This window comes from Streptomyces sp. MNU89 (assembly GCF_020982505.1).
GTDB classification, from domain to species: domain Bacteria; phylum Actinomycetota; class Actinomycetes; order Streptomycetales; family Streptomycetaceae; genus Streptomyces; species Streptomyces xinghaiensis.
On the sequence record NZ_JAJKLL010000001.1, the window covers coordinates 3,010,313 to 3,033,549 of the forward strand.

At 74.8% G+C, this 23,237-nt stretch carries 21 protein-coding genes and 2 pseudogenes; 7 read left to right on the forward strand and 16 right to left on the reverse strand.

Features of this window, described 5'->3' with window-relative positions; all coding sequences use genetic code 11:
- Positions 1 to 205 precede the first annotated feature (205 nt).
- The 3 genes from E4N63_RS12805 to E4N63_RS12815 all read left to right on the forward strand — a co-directional run bounded on the left by E4N63_RS12805 (position 206) and on the right by E4N63_RS12815 (position 4,075).
- Positions 206 to 1,564, forward strand: coding sequence for a methyltransferase domain-containing protein (locus E4N63_RS12805; protein ID WP_230240713.1), 1,359 nt, complete (start codon positions 206 to 208; stop codon positions 1,562 to 1,564).
- Between the two features lie 156 nt (positions 1,565 to 1,720).
- On the forward strand, positions 1,721 to 1,933 hold the full coding sequence (locus E4N63_RS12810; protein ID WP_125625533.1) for a hypothetical protein: 213 nt from the start codon (positions 1,721 to 1,723) through the stop codon (positions 1,931 to 1,933).
- 498 nt (positions 1,934 to 2,431) lie between these two features.
- Complete coding sequence (locus E4N63_RS12815; RefSeq protein ID WP_125625534.1) at positions 2,432 to 4,075, forward strand: alpha/beta hydrolase; 1,644 nt, start codon at positions 2,432 to 2,434, stop codon at positions 4,073 to 4,075.
- 128 nt (positions 4,076 to 4,203) lie between these two features.
- Here E4N63_RS12815 and E4N63_RS12820 read toward each other — a convergent pair.
- Positions 4,204 to 4,649 (reverse strand): annotated as a pseudogene (locus tag E4N63_RS12820) (ATP-binding protein).
- Positions 4,650 to 4,810: 161 nt separating this feature from the next.
- Between E4N63_RS12820 and E4N63_RS12825 the strand changes: the two are divergent.
- Complete coding sequence (locus E4N63_RS12825) at positions 4,811 to 5,698, forward strand: helix-turn-helix transcriptional regulator (protein WP_125625535.1); 888 nt, start codon at positions 4,811 to 4,813, stop codon at positions 5,696 to 5,698.
- Positions 5,695 to 5,940, forward strand: a complete 246-nt coding sequence (locus E4N63_RS12830) for a DUF397 domain-containing protein (protein ID WP_230240714.1) — start codon at positions 5,695 to 5,697, stop codon at positions 5,938 to 5,940. Before E4N63_RS12825 ends, E4N63_RS12830 begins: the two co-directional genes overlap by 4 nt.
- A gap of 220 nt (positions 5,941 to 6,160) precedes the next feature.
- Here E4N63_RS12830 and E4N63_RS31075 read toward each other — a convergent pair whose 3' ends face one another.
- The 5 genes from E4N63_RS31075 to E4N63_RS12850 are packed head-to-tail and all read right to left on the reverse strand — an operon-like array spanning position 6,161 to position 10,990.
- Positions 6,161 to 6,472 carry an LUD domain-containing protein gene (locus E4N63_RS31075; protein ID WP_308188685.1) on the reverse strand — a complete coding sequence of 104 codons (312 nt, stop codon included), beginning with the start codon at positions 6,470 to 6,472 and terminating at the stop codon, positions 6,161 to 6,163.
- 2 nt (positions 6,473 to 6,474) lie between these two features.
- Positions 6,475 to 6,924 (reverse strand): hypothetical protein, encoded by a 450-nt coding sequence (locus E4N63_RS31080; RefSeq protein ID WP_308188686.1) that lies wholly within the window; start codon positions 6,922 to 6,924, stop codon positions 6,475 to 6,477.
- Positions 6,921 to 8,447: a lactate utilization protein B gene (locus E4N63_RS12840; protein WP_374112750.1), complete on the reverse strand. Its 1,527-nt coding sequence runs from the start codon at positions 8,445 to 8,447 to the stop codon at positions 6,921 to 6,923. Before E4N63_RS12840 ends, E4N63_RS31080 begins: the two co-directional genes overlap by 4 nt.
- Before the next feature lie 20 nt (positions 8,448 to 8,467).
- The gene (locus E4N63_RS12845) at positions 8,468 to 9,307 is read right to left on the reverse strand and encodes a (Fe-S)-binding protein (protein ID WP_125625539.1); all 840 of its coding nucleotides are present in this window, start codon (positions 9,305 to 9,307) and stop codon (positions 8,468 to 8,470) included.
- A gap of 21 nt (positions 9,308 to 9,328) precedes the next feature.
- Positions 9,329 to 10,990, reverse strand: coding sequence for an L-lactate permease (locus tag E4N63_RS12850; protein WP_125625540.1), 1,662 nt, complete (start codon positions 10,988 to 10,990; stop codon positions 9,329 to 9,331).
- 202 nt (positions 10,991 to 11,192) lie between these two features.
- On the opposite strand from E4N63_RS12850, the gene E4N63_RS12855 reads away from it, so the two are divergent.
- Positions 11,193 to 12,011: a FadR/GntR family transcriptional regulator gene (locus tag E4N63_RS12855; RefSeq protein WP_125625541.1), complete on the forward strand. Its 819-nt coding sequence runs from the start codon at positions 11,193 to 11,195 to the stop codon at positions 12,009 to 12,011.
- Between the two features lie 88 nt (positions 12,012 to 12,099).
- Here the strand turns inward: E4N63_RS12855 and E4N63_RS12860 are convergent, their stop codons facing one another.
- The 4 genes from E4N63_RS12860 to tsaB are packed head-to-tail and all read right to left on the reverse strand — an operon-like array spanning position 12,100 to position 15,029.
- Positions 12,100 to 12,363, reverse strand: a complete 264-nt coding sequence (locus E4N63_RS12860; protein ID WP_125625542.1) for a hypothetical protein — start codon at positions 12,361 to 12,363, stop codon at positions 12,100 to 12,102.
- Entirely contained in the window at positions 12,360 to 13,508 is a 1,149-nt protein-coding gene (gene tsaD, locus E4N63_RS12865; protein WP_230240718.1) for a tRNA (adenosine(37)-N6)-threonylcarbamoyltransferase complex transferase subunit TsaD, read from the reverse strand. The genes E4N63_RS12860 and tsaD overlap by 4 nt, the downstream gene beginning before the upstream one ends.
- Entirely contained in the window at positions 13,501 to 14,346 is an 846-nt protein-coding gene (locus E4N63_RS12870; RefSeq protein WP_374112752.1) for a GNAT family N-acetyltransferase, read from the reverse strand. Before E4N63_RS12870 ends, tsaD begins: the two co-directional genes overlap by 8 nt.
- Entirely contained in the window at positions 14,343 to 15,029 is a 687-nt protein-coding gene (gene tsaB, locus E4N63_RS12875; RefSeq protein ID WP_230240719.1) for a tRNA (adenosine(37)-N6)-threonylcarbamoyltransferase complex dimerization subunit type 1 TsaB, read from the reverse strand. The genes E4N63_RS12870 and tsaB overlap by 4 nt, the downstream gene beginning before the upstream one ends.
- Positions 15,030 to 15,250: 221 nt before the next feature.
- On the opposite strand from tsaB, the gene E4N63_RS12880 reads away from it, so the two are divergent.
- Positions 15,251 to 15,832, forward strand: coding sequence for a hypothetical protein (locus E4N63_RS12880; protein ID WP_230240721.1), 582 nt, complete (start codon positions 15,251 to 15,253; stop codon positions 15,830 to 15,832).
- Between the two features lie 109 nt (positions 15,833 to 15,941).
- On the opposite strand, the gene E4N63_RS12885 is transcribed toward E4N63_RS12880, so the two are convergent.
- The 6 genes and pseudogenes from E4N63_RS12885 to E4N63_RS12910 all read right to left on the reverse strand — a co-directional run bounded on the left by E4N63_RS12885 (position 15,942) and on the right by E4N63_RS12910 (position 23,190).
- Positions 15,942 to 16,160, reverse strand: coding sequence for a hypothetical protein (locus E4N63_RS12885; RefSeq protein ID WP_230240723.1), 219 nt, complete (start codon positions 16,158 to 16,160; stop codon positions 15,942 to 15,944).
- Positions 16,161 to 16,371: 211 nt separating this feature from the next.
- Positions 16,372 to 17,040 carry a tRNA (adenosine(37)-N6)-threonylcarbamoyltransferase complex ATPase subunit type 1 TsaE gene (gene tsaE, locus E4N63_RS12890; RefSeq protein WP_374112753.1) on the reverse strand — a complete coding sequence of 223 codons (669 nt, stop codon included), beginning with the start codon at positions 17,038 to 17,040 and terminating at the stop codon, positions 16,372 to 16,374.
- Between the two features lie 320 nt (positions 17,041 to 17,360).
- Positions 17,361 to 18,614 carry an alpha/beta hydrolase gene (locus E4N63_RS12895; RefSeq protein WP_125626731.1) on the reverse strand — a complete coding sequence of 418 codons (1,254 nt, stop codon included), beginning with the start codon at positions 18,612 to 18,614 and terminating at the stop codon, positions 17,361 to 17,363.
- A 498-nt stretch (positions 18,615 to 19,112) separates the two neighbouring features.
- The gene (gene alr, locus E4N63_RS12900; protein WP_230240724.1) at positions 19,113 to 20,255 is read right to left on the reverse strand and encodes an alanine racemase; all 1,143 of its coding nucleotides are present in this window, start codon (positions 20,253 to 20,255) and stop codon (positions 19,113 to 19,115) included.
- 96 nt (positions 20,256 to 20,351) lie between these two features.
- Complete coding sequence (locus tag E4N63_RS12905; protein WP_230240726.1) at positions 20,352 to 21,023, reverse strand: L,D-transpeptidase; 672 nt, start codon at positions 21,021 to 21,023, stop codon at positions 20,352 to 20,354.
- Between the two features lie 551 nt (positions 21,024 to 21,574).
- Positions 21,575 to 23,190, reverse strand: a pseudogene (locus E4N63_RS12910) (NAD(P)H-hydrate dehydratase).
- Between the last annotated feature and the right edge of the window lie 47 nt (positions 23,191 to 23,237).

A 23,237-nucleotide genomic window follows, 5' to 3' on the forward strand; every position in this document is an offset into this window, starting at 1 on the left:
TGGCGCCGGGGACGCCTGCTGGACGGAGCGGGGCGGGCCGGCGAGGCGGAGGTCCGGGGAGTGCGGGGCCGTGCCCGCCGGGTCTGTGCCTTCGTGGGCCCGATTGACTTGTAGGCTTTTCGTACAAACCCCATGAAACGGGATGCTGCCAGGGGCCCCGCCCGGCGCAACTCCGGTGCCCCGTCCGCCGGTCGCCGCCCCCCGGATGGCCCACAATGGGCAGGTGAACGACCCCGCCGCCGTCTCCCCCGGCTCTTCCGGCTCTTCCGGCTCTTCCGGCCACCCGGGTTCCGTCCCCGGGGCCGTCGATCCCGCCGTCTCCGCCTTCTCCGCCCTGCTCACCGAGGAGGGACGGGAACTCCTCACCGCACTCCGCGACCACGACCCGGCACACGAGCTGGCGACCGCCACCCGGCTGCGCCGTGAGCACCCGGCCGAGCTGGTGTCGGCCGCGCTGGGCCAGGCACGGCTGCGGCAGCGGGCGGTGGCGAAGTTCGGCGCGGAGGACGCCCACCGGATGTTCTTCACACCGAACGGGGTCGAACAGGCGACCCGCACGTCCGTCGCCGCGTACCGCGCACACCGTCTCTCCGCCCTGGGCGTGCGGCGGGTGGCGGACCTGTGCTGCGGCATCGGCGGGGACGCGATCGCCCTGGCGCGGGCCGGGATGTCGGTGCTGGCCGTCGACCGCGATCCGCTGACCTGCGCGGTCGCCAGGGCCAACGCCGAGGCGCTGGGACTGGACGGGCTGATCGAGGTGCGCCGCGCGGAGGTGACGGAGGTGGACACCGCGCCGTACGACGCGGTGTTCGTGGACCCCGCACGGCGCAGGGGACGCGGCCGGGTGTTCGATCCGGAGGCGTACTCGCCACCGCTCTCCTGGGCCATCGGGGCGGCGCGCCGGGCACCGTACGCGGCGCTGAAGATCGCCCCCGGGGTGCCGCACGAGGCGGTGCCGGAGGACGCCGAGGCGGAGTGGATCTCGGACGGCGGCGAGGTGAAGGAGGCGGTGCTCTGGTTCGCCCCGGGTACCGGCTCCCCCGAGGGCCGTCCGGACGCCGCCGCCGACGCCCGCACCGCGACCGGCAGTGGCGGCACCCGCGTCGCGCCGGGCACCCGGCGCGCGACCCTGCTGCCGTCCGGCGCCTCCCTGCCGGCCTCCGGGCTGCCCGACCCCGAGGCCGGCTCGGTGGGCCGCTACCTCTACGAGCCGGACGGCGCCGTGATCCGGGCCCATCTGGTGGCGGACGTGGCGGCGGAGCTGGACGGCGGACGCCTGATCGACCCGACCATCGCCTACATCACGGCGGACACGCTCACGCCGACCCCGTACGCGACGGCCTACGAGATCACCGACGCCCTCCCCTTCAACCTCAAACGGCTCAAGGCGCTGCTGCGTGAACGCGAGGTCGGCACGCTGACGGTCAAGAAGCGCGGCTCGGCGGTCGAACCGGAGGAGCTGCGCAGGCGGATCAAGCCCAAGGGCCCGAACGCGGCCACCGTCTTCCTCACCCGCGCGGCCGGAGCCCCGGTGATGCTGATCGGCCGGCCGGCGCCCCGCTGAGACGGCCGAACGCGGCCAGATGCCCTGGTGAGGCGCCTCCCCGTCCAGTGGGTGAGACGGGTGGAATGGGATGTACCCCCTCCCGTGTTGAGTCCCGACACCGTACGGATGTACGGATACACGGGTGCACGGATGAGCGGGGACGGAGAACCGGGAATGGGCCGCAGGGACGAGCGGGACGGCCAGATCGCCGACATCACGATCGTGGCGGTGGTCTGCGTCCTGTGCACCGGCGCGTTCGGCATGGCCGGACGGGCGGTGTCCGAAGGGCTGCTGGACGAGTCGCTCGCGGGCCGGGCCGTCGAGATGGCCGCGTGGTTCACCGGGGTGCTGGTGTCCACCTTCTGGGCGGTCGGCCGCCTCCGCTGAGCCGGGCCCGGGCACACGCGGCCGCATGCCCGGGTGGGCAGCGTCTGCCGGCCGCTTCCCAAGTTCCGGGGCGCGTAAGGCCCTTATCGGCTCACGGCCTCGCGCCCGTCCAGGGCTCCCCGGTGACACGGCCGGCGTGACCCGCAGCGGCGCCCGCGGGGTGACACCCGTACGGCCGTGCCGGCCCCCCGTACGGGTCGCCCACCGGGCGCGGGAGGCGGGGGGAATGCAGGCTGCGGTCTGGAAGACATCGTCCCGGGCCGAGCCGGGCGCCACCGCCCGTGCCGGAACCCGGGGCCGGGCGGCCACCGTGCCGCGCACCCTGCGGCCGACGGCCGCACAGCATCCGGCACACGGCCTTCCAGCCTCTGGTCTCCCGGCTCCGGCCACGCTTCCCGTGACCGGGGTTCCGGCACGGCCGGTGGACGGGCAGCGCCACGGGGCGGTGGAACGGCGTCGGCGGCGCTGCTGTGCCGCCGGTCAGAAAGGATCTGTCCCGTGTCACCTGCCACTCCTCCCCGCCGCTGGCGAAGACTTGCCGCAGCGACCGCCCTGGCGTGCGCCGTGGGCGCCTTCGTCCCGCCCGCGGCGGCCGCGACCGCCGCGCCGGTCCCGGGCCGGGCGCCCGCACCCGCCCCCGTGCCCGAGGGAGCGGGACCGGACACCGGCGCGGGCGCCTCCTCCGTGCCCCGGCTGGACTGGGCCCCCTGCCTTCACACGCCCCGGTACCACTGCGCCACCGCCAGGGTCCCGCTGGACCACCGGCGCCCCTGGGGACGCACCATCGAGCTGGCCCTCATCAAACGGCCCGCGGTCGAACCGCACCGCCGCGTCGGCTCGCTGTTCTACCACCCCGGCCTGAGAGCCGACGGCACGGCGGCGCTCCGGGAGTCCTACGAGGACTTCCCACTCGCTGTGCGGAAGCGCTTCGACCTCGTGAGCTGGGACATGCGCGGCACGGGACAGTCCACGCCGGTCAGGTGCTTCCGCTCCACCGCCCAGGCGCTGCGCTGGGCCGAGAAGCTGCCGGACGGCTTCCCCGTCGGCGCGCGGGAACGCAAGGTGTGGATCAGAAGCTGGGCCGAGCTCGGGCGGCGCTGCGCGGAGCGGGCCCCCGCCCTCCTCCGGCACATGTCCGCCGCCGACACGGCCCGCGACCTCGACCTGCTCCGGGCGGCCGTGGGCGACCGGAGGCTGAACTACCTCGGTACCTCCTACGGCACCTTCGTCGGCGCCACCTACGCCAACCTCTTCCCGCACCGGGTCCGGGCCATGACCCTGGACAGCAACGTCAACCCACGGGAATGGGTGCGCCGGGGCTCCTGGCTCCCCACCTTCCTGCGGCAGGACTTCGACCTCGCCTCGGCCCAGGGTCTCTCCCGCTTCCTGGACCTCTGCGGCCGCAGCACACCGGACGACTGCGCCTTCTCGGCGGGCAACCCGCAGGCCACCCGGACCAAGTTCGAACGGCTGCTGCACCGTCTGCGCCACGACCCCCAGGGGTACTGGACCTACGCCGCGACCGTGTCCTTCGTCGTCCTGCAGCTCCGCGACGTGGACCCCGGCTGGACCGAACTCGCCGACAAACTGCAGGAGTTGTGGGAGGACAGCGCCCCCGCCGGACCGGGATCCGGTCTCCGCGCCCGGACGCTGCCCGCGCCGTCGCACGCCCCCACGCACACGGACGACGACTACCCCGGCTACGAATGGCAGTACGCGATGATGTGCGGGGAGAGCCCGAACCCGCGCGATCCCCGGCGGTACCGCGCCATCGAGAGGTTCAGCCGGGCCCGCGCCGGTGACCCGGGCTCGTACTGGACGTGGCGCAACGAACCCTGCGCCACCTGGCCCGTCCGCGCCGCGAACCCCTACACCGGCCCCTGGGACCGGTACACCGCCGCCCCGGTCCTGACGGTCGGCATCACCAACGACCCGACGACCCCGTACGAGGGCTCGCTGGCCATGACGCGGCAGCTCGCCAACGCCCGCCTGCTGACCGTCAAGGGTGACGGGCACATGGCCCTGATGAACCCGAGCGACTGCGTGAAGCGTCACGAGAGCCGCTACTTCATCAAGGGCGTGCTCCCGCCGCGCGGCACGGTCTGCCGCCAGGACCACCGGCCGTTCGGCCCGCTCGGCTGAGCCGGCCCCTCCCTCGCCTCACCCGCGGACGCCCCGCACCGGATGTGATTCCGGTGCGGGGCGCCGCGCACGTGCGCACGGACCCTCCCGGGTCGCGGAGTTGATCGCCGCCGGAGGTCCCCGTCCGGTCACCCGGGCAGGTCGAGCTCGACGCGGACGGTCTTGCCGGCTCCCAGGCGGTGCAGCACCCGCCAGCGGTCCGCCAGCGTCTCGACCAGCAGCAGGCCCCGGCCGCTCTCGGCCAGCGGGCCGGGGCGGTCACCGTGCCCGGGCGGGGCGGGCGGCGCTCACCCCTGGCGTCCGAGACCTCGATCCTCAGCGTGACCGGGCAGAGCCTCGCCCGGACCTCGAACTGCCGTCCGGGGACCCGGCCGTGGGTCACCGCGTTCGCGGCCAGTTCCGCGACGAGCAGCGCGGCGGCGTCGGAGAGCTCCGAGCCGCGCCGGACGCCCCAGCCGTCAAGCTGGTGCACGGTGTGACGGCGGGCGAGCTGTACGCCGAGCGGCGTCGAAGCGAACCGCCGGGTGAACATACGTACGGTGACGGACGCGTTGGGGTGCAGTGGTGCGGTCATGCGGTCCACCGTCCCGCTCTGAGCAGGCACTTCTCCAGCCCGGGCGGTCGTACTCCCGGTCAGCGTACGGCTACTTTCGGTAGACGCCGCGCGTAACCGTGCGTGAGCATAAGGGAGTTCGAGAGCACCACGGGGAGCAGCGGTACGCGGAGGGGACGGTCATGACGACGGTCGCATCGGAGGGCACCGGCGGCGAGGGCGGCAGCGGTGCGGCGGGCTGTACGGGCGGCGGCAAGGGCAGTGAGCCCGAACCGACCGAGAGCCTCAAGACATTCGGGGCGGTCGTCAAGGCGTTCCGCGCCCGGGCCCGGCTGACGCAGGAGGAGTTCGCTCCGCAGGTGCAGTACTCCGTCCAGACCGTCGCCTCGATCGAGCAGGGCCGCCGCTTCCCGCCGGACAACTTCGTGGAGCGGGCCGAGGAAGTCTTGGACGCGTTCGGGGCACTGCGGGGCGCGGCGAAGCATCTGACCCGGCGGCCGGGGCTGGCGTCCTGGTTCCGCCGATGGGCCTCGCTGGAGGAGGAGGCCGTAAGCCTGTGCACGTACGAGTGCCGCGTGGTGCCCGGGCTGTTGCAGACCGAGGCGTACGCGCGGGCGGTGACACTGAGCGTGCCGCCACCCCCGTCTGACGAGCAGGTGGAGCAGCGTGTGGCGGCGCGGCTGGAACGACAGCGACTGCTGAAACGAGTTCCGCTCATCGCCATCAGCTTCATCATCGACCAAGCCGTGATCGAGCGGCGGACAGGTGGGCGCGAAGTCACCGGGGAACTCATCGATCATCTGCTCAACTGTGCTTCGCTGACAAACGTTGAGCTTCAAGTCATGCCGTTGCAGCAGCACGATCACGCAGGGCTCGACGGACCGATCCTCCTCCTTGAGACAGAGGGCGCCCGGTGGTTGGGCTACTCCGAAGGCCAGCAGTCCGGTGGGCTGATTTCTGACCCACAGCACGTGAGCATCTTGCTCCAGCGCTATGCCAAGATGCGCTCACAGGCTCTTACCCCTGTGGATTCCGTGAGCCTGCTGAAGCGAATCCAAGGAGCGCTATGAGTTCCAGTGAACTGGCTTGGTTCAAGAGCAGCTACAGCGGGTCACAGGGCGACGCATGTGTTGAAGTCGCCCTCTCCTGGCGTAAGTCGAGCCACAGCGGCCCCGACGGCGACGACTGCGTCGAGGTCGCCTCCTGTCCCGGCACCGTCCATGTCCGCGACTCCAAGGACAAGGCCGGTCCTCAGCTCGCCCTCTCCCCCGCCGCCTGGGCCGCCTTCGTCTCCTACGCGGCCCGGAGCTGACCCGGCGGCACCGAACCGGACGGACACCGAGGCGCCCCGCACCGGATGCGACATGGTGCGGGGCGCCCCCGTCTCCGTACGAGAAAAAGGCGGACCGGCCCGGCTTCCGTGCGGCGGAAGACGGGCCGGTCCCGGTGGGCGCGGGTATCGGGACGCTGTGCGCGCGGGGTCCCCGATGCCCTGCCCCGGTCGGGGAGTTGGGCGGTCGGCGCCCGGGCCGTCAGCCGGTCACCAGCAGGACCTCCAGGGTGCGGGGGCCGTGGACGCCCTCGACGCGGCGGAGTTCGATGTCGCTGGTGGCCGAGGGGCCCGAGATGAAGGTGAGCGGGCGGGCCGGGTCGAGCCGCGCCATCGCCTCCGGTACGGACGCCACCACCTGGTCCGCGCGGATCACGCACAGGTGGTGATCCGGCACCAGGGTCAGGGCGCGCCGGCCCTGGCCCGGGCCGCCGTCGAGGACGAGGGTGCCGGTTGCGGCGATGGCGGTGACCGCCGTGGTCACCACGCCGTCCACCGCGTCGAGTTCGGTCACGGTCAGCGGCGGGTCGCCGTCCGGGAGCAGCCGGGGCGCGGGGCCCGGGACCGCGCCCGGGGCGGGTCCGGGCGCCAGTGCTCCGGGAAGCCCTCCGGCAGGACGACCCGGGTGGCGCCGCGTGCGGCCAGGGACTCGGCGATGGCGCCCGCCACCGCGTCGTCGGCGACCGTCCGCACCGTCGCCTTGTAGTCGACGAGACGGTCCTCGAGCAGCCGCAGCGCCTCGGGCGATCCGGGGGCCTCGGGGCCGGCGTGGGAGTAGGGGCGCTCCACCGGGACGGTCTCGGGGACCGGCCCCGGTTCGGACGCTCCGGGTACGTCGGACAGGGCGCGGCGGATGCGGCCGAGGACCGCCGCGCGGGCCTCTGCGTTGCGCCGGGCCGCCGGTGCGGCGGGGCTCGGTGCGGTGGCGTGCCCGGGTGCGGGTTCGGGGGTGTCGGGTGTGGTCATTGGTGAGTCCTCTTCCACCAGGCGCGGAACGATTCCTGCGGCGGGGCCGGGGTGTCGCGGGCGTCGCTCCAGGCGGACAGCGGGCCGGGCAGCCGTCCGATCTTGCCCGGGGGTGTGTTGCCCCGTCCGGCGAGCAGCCGTCCGCCGAGGGAGCCGAGCCGCTGGGCGGCGGCGAGCCGGCGGGCGTCGGAGAGCACCCAGCGGGCGGCCTTCATGGCCATCCGTTCGGAGAAGGCGCCGCGGCGCCGGTCGGGCTCCCGGGCCGGGGTGCCGCCGCTTCCGGCCGCGCCCGTGCCCGTATCCGAACCCGTGCCCGCACCGGCGCCCTTGCCGGTCTCCGGTGGCCCGTCCGCGACCCTGGCCCGGAGATGGACGAGCACCTCCGGGATGTTGATCTTCACCGGGCAGACGTCGTAGCAGGCGCCGCAGAGCGTGGAGGCGTAGGGCAGGGACTTGTCCACCTCCGACCGCGTGCCGCGCAGCTGCGGTCCGAGGATCGCGCCGATCGGGCCCGGGTAGACCGAGCCGTAGGCGTGGCCGCCGACCCGCTCGTAGACCGGGCAGACGTTCAGACAGGCCGAGCAGCGGATGCAGTTGAGGGCCTGGCGGCCAATCTCGTCGGTGAGGACGTCGGTGCGCCCGCCGTCAAGGAGCACCAGGTGGAAGGTGCGCGGGCCGTCGCCGTCGGCGGTGCCGGTCCAGGTGGAGGTGTAGGGGTTCATCCGCTCGCCGGTGGAGGAGCGGGGCAGGAGCTGGAAGAAGACCTCCAGGTCCTGCCAGGTCGGCACCAGCTTCTCGATGCCGACGACGGAGATGAGGGTCTCCGGGAGGGTGAGGCACATCCGCCCGTTGCCCTCGGACTCGACCACCACGGCGGTGCCGGTCTCGGCGACGAGGAAGTTGGCGCCGGAGACGCCGACCTTGGCGCGGAGGAACTTCTCCCGCAGATGGCGCCGGGCGGCGCCGGCCAGGTCGCGGGGCTCGTCGGTGAGACCGTCCGGGGCGGGGGTGCCGTAGTCGCCCATGGAGCGGAGGAAGGTCTCGCGGATCTCCGAGCGGTTGCGGTGGATGGCCGGGACGAGGATGTGCGAGGGGAGGTCGTCGCCGAGCTGGACGATCAGCTCGGCGAGGTCCGTCTCGTACGCGGCGATGCCGGCTTCGGCCAGCGCCTCGTTGAGCCCGATCTCCTGGGTGGCCATCGACTTGACCTTGACGACCTCGGTCTCGCCGGTGGCCTTGACCAGTTCGGTGACGATGCGGTTGGCCTCGTCGCCGTCCCGTGCCCAGTGCACCACGCCGCCGGCCGCGGTGACCTTCTCCTCCAACTGGAGGAGATAGCGGTCGAGATGGCGCAGGGTGTGCTCCTTGACGGCGCGTCCGGCCTCGCGCAGCTCCTCCCAGTCGCCGAGTTCGCCGACGACCGCCGCCCGCTTGGCGCGGATGGTGCCGGTGGCGTGCGCGAGGTTGCGGCGCAGCTGGGTGTCGCCGAGCGCCGTCGCGGCCCCTTCGGGAAAGGCCGGCATACCAACGAATGTTCCGCCGCTCATCGCTTCGCCCCCTTGGTCTTCTCGGACTTCGTCTTCCCGGACTTCGTCTTCTCGGACTTCGGCTTCCGTGAGCCGGTGACGGTGGCGGCCGGCATCCCGGGGGCCGGGTCCGCCTCCGTACTGGCCAGGATCTCCGCCAGGTGCAGGGTGCGCACGCCGGTGCGCTGCCGGGACAGCGCACCGCCGATGTGCATCAGGCAGGAGTTGTCGCCGGCGACGAGCACCTCGGCGCCCGTGCTCCGCACATGGCGGACCTTGTCGGAGCACATGGCGACCGAGGTGTCCGCGTTCTTCAGCGCGAACGTGCCGCCGAAGCCGCAGCACTGGTCGGCCTCGGGCAGCTCCACCAGGTCGATCCCGCGCACGGCACGCAGCAGCCGGAGCGGCTTGTCGCCGACCCGGAGCATGCGCAGGGAGTGGCAGGTGGGGTGGTAGGTGACCCGGTGGGGGAAGTACGCCCCGACATCGGTGACCTTCAGTACGTCCACCAGGAACTCGGACAGCTCGTACACCTTCGGCGCCGCCGCCACAGAGGCGGCCAGGTCCGGGTCGCCGGAGATCTCGGCGACCCGGCCGTGGTTCTCGCGCACCATGCCGGCGCAGGAGCCGGACGGGGTCACGACGGCGTCGTATCCGGCGAAGACCTCACCGAACGAGCGGACGAGCGGCACGCAGTCCCGCTGGTAGCCGGTGTTGAAGTGCATCTGCCCGCAGCAGGTCTGGTCCGGCGGGAACTCCACCGTGCAGCCGAGCCGCTCCAGCAGCGCCACCACCGCCCGGCCGGTGGCCGGGAAGAGGGTGTCGTTGAAGCAGGTGATGAACAGGGCGATTCGCATGAGGGGGATTCTCCGTCCGCCTTACGGCAGCATCCAGGCCAGGACGTTGGACTGGAGGTAGACCAGGACGCACATGGCGAGCAGCAGTCCGAGGCTCCACTTGATGGCGCCGCGGAAGAGCTGGGACTCCTTGCCGACCAGGCCGACCGCCGTGGCGGCGATGGTGAGGTTCTGCGGGCTGATCATCTTGCCGACCACGCCGCCGGAGGTGTTGGCGGCGACCAGCAGGGTCGGGTCGAGGCCCGCCTTGGCGGCGGCCGCCTGCTGGAGGGTGGCGAAGAGGGCGTTGGCGGAGGTGTCGGAGCCGGTGACGGCGACGCCCAGCCAGCCCAGGATCGGGGAGAGGAAGGCGAAGGCCGCGCCGGTTCCGGCGATCCAGGTGCCCATGGTGATGGTCTGGCCGGACATGTTGAGGACGTAGGCGAGGGCGAGCACGGTGGCGACGGTGAGCAGGGCCCAGCGCAGCTTGGCGACGGTTCCGCCGAACTCCCGCACGGTGGTGGCCGGGTCGACCTTGTAGACGAGCGCGACGAGCACGCCGGAGATCAGCAGCAGGGTGCCCGGGGAGGAGAGCCACGGCAGGGTGTAGACGGTGCTGGTCACCACGTCGCCCGCGGCGTTGAGGATGTTCCCGTCCAGACCGGGCCAGGGGATCTTCACATCGGTCGAGGCCAGGAACTCCTTGAGCGGCGTCCACAGCTTCGCCAGCGAGAAGATCGCGATGATGATCAGGTACGGCAGGAAGGCCATGAGGAGGGAGCCCTCGCGGCGGTCCGAGGTGGCGTTGGCGGCCTCCTGGGCCTCGGCCGCTTCCGTGCCGAGCTCCTTCTCGGTGGCGGCCTTCAGCGACGCCTTGGCGTCCTGGCCGCCCTGCGGCTTCCAGACGCGGAGGAAGACGACCAGCGCGGCCAGGCCGATGAGCGAGGCGATGATGTCGGTGAGCTCGACGGAGATGTAGTTGGCGCTGACGAACTGGGCGAGGCCGAAGGCGGCACCGCAGACGAGGGCGGCGGGCCAGGTCTGCCGCACACCGCGCCTGCCGTCGACGAGCGCCACCAGCAGCAGCGGGACGAAGAGGGCGAGCAGCGGGGTCTGCCGGCCGACGTAGGCGCCGATCTCGGTGTACGGGATCTTGGTGAGTTCACCGGCGGTGATGATCGGGATGGCGATCGCGCCGAAGGCGACGGGCGCGGTGTTGGCCACCAGGACGGTGATCGCCGCGCGGACCGGGGAGAAGCCGAGGGCCATCAGCATCACACCGGTGATCGCGACGGGGGCGCCGAATCCGGCGAGCGCCTCCAGCAGACCGCCGAAGCAGAAGGCGATGATGACCGCCTGTATCCGGGGGTCGTCGCTGATCAGGCCGAAGGCCCGGCGGAGATCCTCGAAGCGGCCGCTGACCACGGTGAGCTGGTAGACCCAGATCGCGGTCAGCACGATCCACATGATGGGGAAGAGGCCGAAAGCCGCCCCCTGGGTCGCCGAGAGCAGGGCGAGGCCGGGGGCCATGCCGTAGCCGGCGACGGCGACCAGCACGGCCACGGCGAGCGAGACGAGGCCCGCCCAGTGCGCCTTCATCCTGAGGCCGCCGAGCAGGACGAAGAGGGTGAGCAGGGGAAGGGCGGCCACGAGGGCGGACAGGCCGAGGCTGTCCGCGATGGGAGAGAGATCAGGCTGGTACATACGGTCCTCTTGAGGGTTTGGTCAGACCATACGGATGGGGCGCGCACACGCTATTGAGCCAATCGCGAGGTGTCCATAGGTTCGACCGGGTCAATTTGATTGGTCAGACCTTTCGCCGCCAGGACCTCACGTATGCTCACGGAGTGGGGCGAGGGGACCCGTCCCGTCCAACGACGGCCCTCGGAAAGGGAAGAGGCGTTCTATGGCTGACGCCGCGGCCTGGGAACCGGTGCCGCGTTCCCGCACCTTCGAGCTCGTACTGGCCCGCATCGAGGAGCAGATCCTCGCCGGCAATCTGCGGGTCGGGGACCGGCTGCCCCCGGAGCGGGAACTCGTCGACCTGCTGGGCGTCAGCCGCGCGGCCGTCCGTGAGGCCCTGCGCGTCCTGGAGGCCCACGGCGTGCTGCGCGCCCGGGTCGGCACCGGGCCGTCCTCCGGCAGCGTGATCGCGGCCATGCCCAGCGAGGGGCTCACCCAGCTGCTCCGGCTGCACATGGCGCTGGCGAACTTCCCGCTCGACGACGTCGTCGAGTCGCGCGCCACACTGGAACGGGCCAGCGCCCGCCTCGCCGCCCGGCGCGCCACCGTCGAGCACCTCGCGCGGATGCGGGCCGAGCTGGACGCCATGGACGAACCCGGGCTGTCCCGGGAGCGCTTCAACGACCACGACACCGCGTTCCACGTCGCCATCGCCGAGGCCGGCGGCAACCGGCTGATGACGGACATGACCGTCGCCGTGCGCAACGCCTTCCGGCACGTCCTGCTCAAGGCGTTCAACAAGATCGACGACTGGGAGGCGGTGGCGCGGCGGCTGCGCGGCGAGCACCGCGCCATCTACGACGCGATCGCCGCCGGGGACCAGGAGCGCGCGGGAGACCTGGTGGAGGCCCACATCCGCGGCTTCCACGGGGACATCATGCGGGGGAAGCTGGACGACTCCGACCTGAACGGCGGCGGCAGCGGCGGCACCGGGAGCGGCAGCGGGACCGGCGGCGTCGCGAGCGGGTCCGGACGGCGCTGAAGCGCGGCGCCGGACGGGGCTGAGGCGGGACCGGGACGGGGCGCGAGGCGCGGGATGCCCTGCCCCGCGCCCGGGGTCTGCGCGCCGGTCAGTCCGCGCCGAGGGATGCGAAGCGCCAGCGGTGCACCGGGCGGGCGGCCAACTCCGGGCTGGGATCCGGGAGTTCGGGGACATCGGCGTCCAGCGGGACGTCCCACCAGGTGATCACCAGCACCCGGTCGCCGGACGCCGCGAAGGTCTCGCGCCGCAGCGGGGACCGCTCGCCGTCGAGCCGCTGCTCGCGCACCCAGGCCAGCAACTCCTCGGCGCGCCCCTCGGCGGCGCGGGCCTCCCACATCAGGGCCACGGTCATGAGTACAGATTCCCCTTGCTCAGCTCGTGGACGTGATCGTGCGAGTGAGAGTGGGAGTGGGAGTGCGTGCCTCCGTGGCCGTGCTCCGCTTCCGCGGGCTCCCCGCCCGGGACGTGCGGTTCCGTCACCGGGAGGGACGAGTCCGCGGACAGGTCCCAGGCCGAGACCGACCGGCCCCGGGCCACCATCTCGGCGCCCAGCGCGGCGACCATCGCGCCGTTGTCCGTACAGAGCTTCGGCCTCGGTACGCGCAGCGTGATGCCCGCGTCCTCGCAGCGGCGCTCCGCCAGGGCACGCAGCCGGGAGTTGGCCGCGACACCGCCGCCGATCATGAGATGGTCCACGCCGTTGTCCCGGCAGGCGCGGACGGCCTTGCGGGTGAGGACGTCGACGACCGCCTCCTGGAAGGACGCCGACACATCCGCCACGGGCACCTCCTCGCCCGCGTTCCGCTTGGCCTCGATCCAGCGGGCGACGGCCGTCTTGAGCCCGGAGAAGGAGAAGTCGTAGGCGGCGTCGCGGGGGCCGGTCAGGCCGCGCGGGAAGGGGATGGCGTCCGGGTCGCCGTCGCGCGCCATCCGGTCGATGACGGGGCCGCCGGGGAAGCCGAGATTCAGGACCCGGGCGACCTTGTCGAACGCCTCGCCCGCAGCGTCGTCGATGGTCGAGCCCAGCGGCCGGACGTCACTGGTGATGTCCGGGGCGAGCAGCAGGGAGGAGTGACCGCCGGAGACGAGAAGGGCCATCGTCGGCTCGGGCAGCGGTCCATGCTCCAGCTGGTCGACGGCGATGTGCGAGGCGAGGTGGTTGACGCCGTACAGGGGCTTGCCGAGGGCGTACGCGTAGGCCTTGGCCGCCGAGACGCCGACCAGCAGGGCGCCCGCCAGGCCGGGCCCGGCCGTGACGGCGATGCCGTCGAGGTCGCCGGGCGCGACCCCGGCCTCCTTCAGGGCGCGCTGGATCGTCGGGACCATCGCCTCCAGGTGGGCGCGGCTCGCGACCTCCGGCACGACCCCGCCGAAGCGGGCGTGCTCGTCGACGCTGGAGGCGACGGCGTCGGCGAGGAGGGTGTGGCCGCGGACGATGCCGACGCCGGTCTCGTCGCAGGAGGTCTCGATACCGAGGACAAGGGGCTCGTCAGCCATGGATGGTCGTTCCCTGTTCGTCTGGGTCCGCTGCCGGGGTGTGGCGGGTGCCGGCGGTGGTGGCGCGGCCGGCGGTGGGCTCGGGTTCGGGCTCGGGCTCGGGTTCGGGTTCGGGTGCCGTCTCGGATACGGACCCGGGTGCGCGGCCGGGGGCCGGGGCGTCCGGAGCGGCGGGGCCCGGTGCCGTGCGGCGCATGACCACGGCGTCCACGTTGCCCGGCTGGTAGTAGCCGCGGCGGATGCCGATGGGCCGGAAGCCGAAGCGCTCATAGAGGCGCTGGGCGCGGGCGTTGTCGACGCGGACCTCCAGCAGCACCTCCTCGCACGCGAACGCCCAGGCGGCCGCGAGCAGTTCGGCCAGCAGGCGGGCACCGAGGCCGGTGCCCCAGTGGGAGCGGGTGACGGCGATGGTCTGCACGTCGCCGGTGCAGCCGGAGGCCGCGAGGCCGCCGTAGCCGACGATCCGGCCGGTTGCCGCCGGGGCGCCGGGCCGCGCGGTGCTCCCGGGCTCCCCGGTTCCGCCGGGTCCGGCGCTCCCGCCGGGCTCCCCGTCCCGGCCGGTCTCCTCGGCCACGAGGTAGCGGCGGGAGGCGTCCCTGCCGCGGGCGTGCGCGAGTTCCGACCAGAACATGCCCGCCGTCCAGGCGTCCTCCGGGAACATCTCGCGCTCCAGGTCCAGCACCGCCGGGATGTCCCACCAGCGCATCTCGCGCAGGACGACGGCGGGCACGGGGGCGGGTGCCGAGGCGTGCGCGCCGGTGCGCACACCGGGCGTCGCGCCCCTCGCCGCGCCGGCCGCCGTCCCGCCGGTGGTTCCGGGTGTCGCCGCGCCGGTCACCGTGGCGTGACCACCTTGTAGTTGGCCGGCACCTGGGCGTCCGGGCGGCGCAGATAGAGCGGCCGGACCGACTCCCCGGCGCTCGCCAGGAACTCCGGGTCCCCGGCCGCGAGCCGTTCGGCGGCGAGAGCGGCCAGCGCGCCCGCCGACTGGTGTTCCGGCATCCCCTCCGGCACGTCGCGGAAGAGGTCCCGGTAGAGCAGCGCGCCCGCGCCGACCGCCGGCCCGTCCGCGACCTGCTCCGCGATCTCGGCGGGGCGGTCCACGGCGGGTGCGGTGAGGCGGGTGCGGGCGTCGGCGTAGCGGGCCCAGTAGACCTCCTTGCGCCGGGCGTCCGTGGCCACGGTGAACGGGCCGTCGAGCCCGGCCAGCCCGGCGGCGTACGCGATGCCGTCGAGGGTGCACAGTCCGTACACCGGGGCGCCGGTCGCGGCGCCGAAGGCGGCCGCCGTGACCAGGCCGACGCGCAGTCCGGTGTACGGGCCGGGCCCGGCCCCGACGACGATGCCGGTCACCGAGGGCAGCTTCACCCCGGCCTCTCCGAGCACCCGGTCCACGGCGGGCATCAGCAGCTCCCCGTGGCGCCGGGCGTCCACGCGGGACGCCTCGGCGAGGACGCGCTCACCGTCGTGGAGGGCGACGGTGACGGCGGGGGTCGCGGTGTCAAGAGCGAGCAGCAGCACGGGTACAGCCTACGGCGCTCCGCGCGGACCCCGGCCCGGCCCGTGGCCCGCCCGCCGGGCCGCGGGCCCCGGTATCCCGTCCGGGAGAGGAAGCGGGGGCGTGCCCGGGGCGTGCCCGGGCGCCGGGCGGGGCAGGGCTCCGGCGCGGGCGCGGGGCGGGGTTCCGGCGGTGCTAACGTCGGGCCCACGCACGACGACGGTACGAAAAGGTGGTCGCAGGGGTGGCAGTGAGCAGCTCGGGGAAGATCGTGGCCGGGCTGACCGCGGTGGCTCTCGCCGCGGTCGGATTCCTGGCCTACCAGGCTGCCGCCAGCGCCTCCGACCGGCCGGCCGCCCCCAAGGACCGCGCCGCCGCCTCGGCCTCGCCCGAGCCCGGCAGCAGCGAGGACGCCGGACCGGAGAGCGGGGAGACGGCGGACGAGAAGCCGGCCGTGCCGGCGGACTCCGGCACGGGGCTGCGCGTCGTCTACTCGCTGGGCGCCGAGCGGGTGTGGCTGGTCGGCGAGAACGAGCAGCCCACCCGGACGTACGAGGTCTGGCCCAGCGCCGTGAGCCCGGCACCGGGCGAGTACGCGGTGGTGTCGCGCGCGGAGAGCGTCGCCGGGTCGGACGGGGTGCCGATCGAGCACTCGGTGGTGTTCACGACCACCGAGGGTGTGGTCATCGGGTTCAGCGCCGCGGTGGACGGCTCCAAGCCGGATCCGGACGCGGGGAAGACCGGCGGGATACGGGCCACGCGCGAGGACGGCGCGGCGATGTGGAAGTTCGCGCCCGTCGGGACGAAGGTCGTCGTGGTTCCCTGACCGGCCCGGTCCGGAGGCGGCGCCGGGGGCTTTCTCCGGCCCCTTCCCGGCCCGTTCCCGGTTCGCTTCCGGTCCGCTTCCGAAGATCAGAGCGAGGGCGGAATCCGCGTCAGGCGGCTTGACGCACGGTGGCCGCGCCCGGGGTACCGGGGCGGCCGTCCCGGGCACCGCCGGTGTTCCCGGCGCCGGCTTCCTCCGGGCCCTTCGGCGGGGTGGAGACGGCCGCGGCCGCCGCGCAGGCGGCGAGCAGGCGGCTCACCGACGGCTGCTGATCCTCGGGACGGGTGCCCGGTGCCGCCGCGTCGGCGGCGGGCTCATGGCGCTGCATGGTGCCTCCCGGGGAGCTCCGGTACGAACGTTCGGAGGATGGGTTAGGTTCACCTAACCACACTCCTCTCCCATGGGACCACGCCCGGCGCCGTCGGCGCAACATCTTGCCGACACGATGTCGGAACGTGTCCCCCGGAGTTTCCCCGGGGCCCGCGCCGGATGCCCCTCCGGCCCCTCTGGCCCCGGCATGTCCGGGCCATCCCGTCCGTTCAGCCGCGGCCGTCGGTCCCGTCCGCCCCAGCCGCCCCGCCCGGCCCGTCCGCCCCGGCCGACGGGCCGGGCAGGTCCATGAGGGACGACAGACCGGCGGCCGCCCAGCGGGGGCCGACGCCCGTCACGGAGACCTCCCGCACGTCGTCCCCGGCCACCGCCTCGTCCGGGCCCGGGCCGTCGGCGCCCTCCGCGCGCTCGATGACCACGTGCAGCCGGTCCTCCGACAGTTCCTCCATCCGGCCCTCGCCCCACTCCACGACGACCACCGACTCGGGCAGCGACACGTCGAGATCGAGATCCTCCATCTCGTCCAGGCCACCGCTCAGCCGGTACGCGTCCACATGGACCAGGGCCGGGCCCGCGCCGAGCGGCGGGTGCACCCGCGCGATGACGAAGGTCGGGGAGGTGACCGCGCCGCGCACGTTCAGGCCCTCCCCCAGACCGCGCGCGAGCGTCGTCTTGCCGGCGCCCAGCCGGCCCGTGAGGAGGACGAGATCGCCGGGGCGCAGCAGCCGGGCCAGGCGGCGGCCGAGCTCGCGCATCGCGTCGGGGGTGCGGACGGTCAGCCGGACCGGGGATGCGGCCGCTGCCGGGTCCGCGGGGGCGACGGTGTCCGCGCCGGTACCCGCGCCCGGGGCGCGGCTCGTGTCGTACGGGGCTTCCATCTCTCTCCTTGCGTGGTCCCGTCCCGCCTTCGCACGGGAGGGAGGCGTCCCGCTCCTCCGGTGCCCGAGGCGGCGGGGGGCCTGGGCGGGAACCGCCCCTTCGGGCCGGGAGGAGCACTGCGGCCGATGGTACGAGCCGCACGGCCGGGGCGCCGCCGGGACGCCTGCGGCACGCCCTCCGGGCGCGGGCCGTGACGCGCCGCCGGGCACCGGCCGGGCACGACCGGGCGGACGCACCGCGGCGGCCGCCCGCGCCGCACGGAACCGGAACGTCGGCGCGGCCCGGCAGGCGGCCGGTGGCGAAGGCCGGAAGGCCCCGGTTACCGGCTGCGGACCGGGCGCTGCGGCCGCCGCTTCCGCGGCGCCCCGCGCACCGCCGCAGCGCGGGTGATCAGCTCGGCCAGCCGGTCGTTCACCGTCTCCGGGTGCTCCAGCATCACCAGATGGCCCGCGTCCGGGACGAGCACCAGTTCGGCGTCCGGCAGCGCCTCGGCGATCGCCTGACTGTGCGAGGCGGGGGTGACCAGATCCCGGTCGCCGCTCAGCACCAGGACGGGCAGGCCCGCGAAGACCGCCAGCGCGTCCGCCTTGTCGTGCTCCTGGAAGGCCGAAAAGAACTCCGCGACCACGTCGATCGGCGTCGACTCGATCATCCGTTCGGCGAAACGGGCCACCGCCGGGTCCACGTGCCGCGAGCCGAAGGAGTACCGCTTGACGATCCCCGTGAAGAGGTCGGCGGTCGCCCGCCGGCTCCGCTCCACCAGGTCCACCCGCGAGCCCAGCGCCCGGAGCACCCCGGGCAGCATCCGCCGCACCGCGTTCACCCCGGCCACCGGCAGCCCGAAGTTGACCTCCCCGAGCCCGCCCGCCGACGTGCCGATGAACGCGACGCCCGCGACCCGCTCCCGCACGTACTCCGGGTAGTGGGCGGCCAGCGCCATCAGCGTCATGCCGCCCATCGAGTGGCCGACGAGCACCACCGGGCCCTGCGGCACGGCGGCGTCGAGCACGGCCCGCAGGTCGCGCCCGAGCTGGTCGATCGTCACCGGGACGCCGTCCGCCTGCGCCATGCCGCGCTGGGAACGGCCGTGGCTGCGCTGGTCCCAGTGGACCGTGCGGACCACACCGTTCATCGCCGCGCGCTGGAAGTGGAAGGAGTCCTGGTTCAGGCAGTAGCCGTGGCAGAACACCACGGTGAGCGGGCCGGGCCCGCGACGCCCGAAAAGTCTGCGGCGGCGGTGGGCCGCCGGCTCGGGCTCCGCCTCGTGGACCTCGTAGCGGAGCACCGTGCCGTCGTCCGCCACGGCCTCGCCGGGGGTGCCGCGCAGCGCGCCGTACGGGCCAGCGGTGTCGAGGGCGAGCCGGGCCTTGCGGCGCATCCCGCGGTGGACGGTCAGCCGTTCGATCGCGACACCGGCCGCGGCGGTCGCGGCGACGACGCCGAGCGCCGTGCCCGCCAGGCCGACGCGGCGCCGGTGCCCGCCGTGAGCGGCATGACCGCCCGCGGCCACGGCGGACGCCGCGGCGTCCAGTACCGCACCGGCTGCCGGCTCACCGGCAGTGATCTCAGCCATCGTCGTACCGCTCCTCGTCGTCCGTCCCTCGCCCGGCGGCCGGCCGGCCGCTTCCCGGCCGTCGTCCGCCGTCCGCCTCTTCACCGCCTCGCCCGCCACAGCGGCCGTATGCCCCGGATCAGGGCCGGGCCGATGCCCGGCACCCCTCCCGGGCGCTCCCGCACGGGTTCCGGGGGGCGCGGTCCGCCGCGCGGGGCGGCGGACCGGCGGTCCGTACCGGGCAGCGACGATACGGGCTCGGCCGCCGGGCGGGGGAGCCTCTCCGTGTACCGATCGCGTTCCCCGGGCCGCGTGGGAGGTGTGTCTCAGGATTCCCACGGGTCCCGGGGGTCCTGTACGGACAACACCGCCGGGCCCGTTCCCCGTTCCCGGTGCCGGTGGTCCGGTCCCCTGGCCCCGTCGCCGGCAGCCGCACCGGAGCCCGCGGCGTCTGCGGGCCGGGCGGGTGCGGCGGCCACCGGGGCCACCGGGCCGCCGGGGCCCCGCCTCCCGCGCCCCCTATCCGCCGTCCGCGTTCACATACACCCGGGGCACCCTCGCCCCGATCCGGGTGACGATCTCGTACGCGATCGTGCCGGCGGCCTGCGCCCAGTCCTGGGCGGTCGGCTCGCCCGCGTCGCCCGGGCCGAACAGCACGGCCTCGTCGCCCGCCTCGGCGGTGTCGCCGCCCAGGTCGACGACGAACTGGTCCATGGCGACCCGCCCCGCGACGGTCCGCCACTTGCCGCCGACCAGCACCGGGCCGGTGCCCGACGCGTGCCGCGGAATGCCGTCCGCGTAGCCGACGGGCACCAGGGCGAGGGTCGTCTCACCGGCGGTCACGTAGTGGTGGCCGTAGCTCACGCCGTGCCCGCCCGGGACCCGCTTGACGTTCGCCAGCCGCGCGGAGAGCGTCATGGCCGGGCGGAGACCGAAGTCCCCCGGCTGGCCGACCTCCGGACTCGGCGAGATCCCGTAGACGGAGATCCCGGGCCGCACCAGGTCGAAGTGCGCCTCGGGGAGCGTCAGCGTCGCCGGCGAGTTGGCCATGTGGCGCACCTCCGGCCGCAGCCCGGCGCGCTCCGCGGCGGCCAGGGCCGCCCGGAAGGACTCCAGCTGCGCGGCGATCGACGGGTGTCCCGGCTCGTCGGCGCAGGCGAAGTGCGACCAGACGCCGGTCACCTTCAGCACGCCCTCGGCCTCGGCGGCCCGCGCGGCGGTGGTGAGCGCGTCCCAGTCGTGCGGCTGGCAGCCGCCCCGGCCCAGGCCGGTGTCCGCCTTGAGATGGACCCTGGCGGTGCGGCCGCAGGCGCGGGCGGCTTCCGCGGCCTCGCGGAGCGCCCACAGGGCGCCGGCCGAGACGTCGACATCCGCCTCGATCGCCTGGCGCCAGGGGCCGCCGGGGGTCCACAGCCAGCACAGCAGACGGCCCGTGTCGCCCGCCGCGCGCAGGGCCAGCGCCTCCTGCGGCGTGGCGGTGGCCAGCCAGCTCGCGCCGGCCTGCCGTGCGGCGCGGGCACAGGGCAGCGCGCCGTGGCCGTACGCGTCGGACTTGACGACGGCCATCAGTTCGGAGCGGGGTGCGCGGGCCCGCAGCGCCCGGACATTGGCCCGGAGGGCGCCGAGATCGATCTCGGCACGGGCCCGCATCTCTTCGTTCATCGGGTTCAGTGTCTCACCGGCCCGGCGGGACGTCCCCGCCGAGGGAGCGGCGGGCGCGGGCCCGGGGCCGGCGGGCTCGCGGGTGGGCCGCCGGGCTCAGGTCCCGGCGCGGCGGCCCCAGATGTAGACCCGGTCCCCCACCCGCAGCGTCTTCCACAGCCGCTCCGCGTCGGCCCGGGTGAGGTTCACACAGCCGTGCGAGCCGCCGTCCGGGTCGTAGACGTCGTCGCGCACCCCGTGGAACGCCTGCCCGCCGTTGAAGAACTGGGCGTACGGCATCGGCGTCTTGTAGATCGTCGAGACGTGCTTCTCGTTCCGCCAGGAGATGCGGTTCCAGCCGGTACGGGTCGGGCGCCCGTCCTTGCCGCTGCGGATCGGCACCGGACCGAGCAGCACCTTCCTCCCCTGCTGCACCCACATCAGCTGGCGCGGCAGGTCGACGCAGGCGATGCGGTCCCTCGTCTCGGGGCACCGGCCCCCGGCGTTCGGGGCGCGGCGTGCCTCGACGACGCGGAGGTGGCTCCGGGTCTTCACGCCCGCGTAGCCGGGGACGGCCGGTCGCAGCTTCTCGCGCCGCTGCCAGGCGCTGATGGCGCGGCAGTCCGCCTCCGACTGCCGGCCGTCAACGGGCAGTCCCAGGAACTCCTCCACCATGCGCTGGTACGGGCCGGCCGGAGCGGTGCAGGGGCCGGCGCCGGGGCGGGGCGAGGCGGACGGACCGGCCGAGGGGCCCGGGAGACCGGGGCGGCCGAGGGGTTTCCGGGTCACGGGCGCGCCGTCGTCGGCGCGTGCGTGCTGCTGTCCGTGCCGGGGCCGCCGTTCACGGCCGGTGACGGCCGCCCCTGCTCCGCCACCACGGCGCCACAGCCCGCCACCGGCAGCAGGACCGCCGCCGCGGCCGCCCAGCGCCCGTACCTTCTCGCCGCAGGACCCATACCGGCTCCCCGTACCTCTCCACGGCGGCCGCCGCGGTCCGGCGGCTCACCGGCGCGCGGCCGATCCTTCGGTGATCGGAACGGAATGACCATCCCGCCGGCCGCCCGGCGGCACACCGCCGCCCCCGGCTCCCCACCCGGTTGCCCCAGGACTTTCACCCGGATCACGGGGCGCCGGGCGGCGGCCGCCGGCGCCGCCCGGCGCCTGGTACCGGTGCCGGACGCGTTCACGCGCCGGCCTTCCCGGCTCCCACCGGCGAGAGGCCATGGGCGGACGGGTCGAACCGGGTCGGCCGGACGAGCCGGGTCAGGCAGCCGGGCGGTCGGGCGGTCGGCCGGTGGCGCAGGGCGAGCCGGAGGCAGACGGCGAACCGGTGACGAGGGCTAAGCGGTGGCCGAGGCGACATCGCGCCAGGCCGTGACCAGGGCCGCCGCCACATCGGACGCCCCCACGGGCGCCCCCGTGCGCCCCGCCGCCAGACGGCCCGCCAGTCCGTGCAGATACGCGCCGGCCGAGGCCGCGTCACGGGGCTCCAGGCCCGCCGCCAGCAGAGAGGCCGTCAGCCCGGACAGCACGTCGCCGGTGCCCGCCGTGGCGAGCCAGCCGGTGCCGGTCGGGTTGGCCCGTACGGGCCCGTCGGCGGCGGCCACCAGCGTCGTCGAACCCTTGAGCAGCACGGTCGCGCCGAACTCCGCCGCCAGCCGCCGCGCCGAGGACAGCCGCGACGCCTCGACCTCCTCACGGGCCACGCCCAGCAGCGCGGCCGCCTCGCCCGCGTGCGGGGTCAGCAGCGTCGGTGCCGTCCGGCGCCGCACCTGCTTGCGGTCCAGCAGGCGCAGCCCGTCCGCGTCCACCAGTACCGGCACGTCCGAGGCCAGGACGTCCTTCACCGCCCGGCGCGCCTCCTGGCCGTCCCCGAGGCCCGGGCCGACGGCCCAGGACTGGACGCGGCCCGCCTTCGCGGGCGGTCCCCCGTGCACCAGGGTCTCGGGGAAGCGGGCGATCACCGCGTCCCCGGCCGGGCCGACGTACCGCACGGCGCCCGCCCCGCCGCGCAGGGCGCCCGCCACGGCGAGCACCGCGGCACCCGGGTAGCGCGCCGAGCCCGCCACCACGCCGACGACTCCGCGCCGGTACTTGTCGCTCTCGCCGGTCGGTACGGGCAGCAGCGCGGCCACGTCGGCGTGCTGCGGCGCCTCCAGTTCGGGGACGTCCGGCAGATACGCTGCCAGGCCGATGTCCACCAGCCGCAGCGCGCCCGTGTGCCCGGCCCCGGGGTCGATGAGCAGGCCGGGCTTGTATGTGCCGAAGGTGACCGTCGCGTCGGCCCGTACGGCCGTTCCCGTGATCTCGCCGGTGTCGGCCTCCATGCCGCTGGGGAGGTCCACCGCCACGATGGCCGCCCCGGACTCCCGTGCGGCGAGCGCCAGTTCGGCCGCGGCGGGGCGGAGTCCGCCGTGCCCGCCGATGCCGACGATCCCGTCGAGGACGAGATCCGCCCGGCGGACGGCCGCCAGGGCGGCACGGCCGACCGGCCGGCCGGCGGTGCCGGTTCCCCTGCCGCCGGCCCTCTTGCCGGCCCTGCGGTCGCCTCCGGACCCCGTCTCCGCGGACCCCGTCCCCGCGGCCCCGGCGTCCGCCGTCTCGCCCGGCCCCTCCGTCTCCCCGGTTCCCCGGCCGCCGGCACCGCCCGGCCGCCCGCCGCGCGCAGGGCGGCGAGACCACCGGCATGGGTGCGGTCCGCGGAGAGCAGAACGGCGGTGACACCGGCCCCCCGCCGGGCCAGCCGGGCCCCGGCGAAGAGGGCGTCACCGCCGTTGTCACCGCTCCCCACCAGCAGCGCGATCCGCGCTCCGTACACCCGTCCGGGGCCCAGCAGTCCGGCGCACGCGGCCGCGAGCCCGGCGGCCGCGCGCTGCATGAGCGCCCCCTCCGGAAGGCGCGCCATCAGCGCGCGCTCGGCTGCCCGTACGGTCTCCACGCTGTACGCAGTTCTCATGTCCCCAGTGTCCAGGTCCGCGGGCCGGTCCGGCCGCCGTTTCCGGC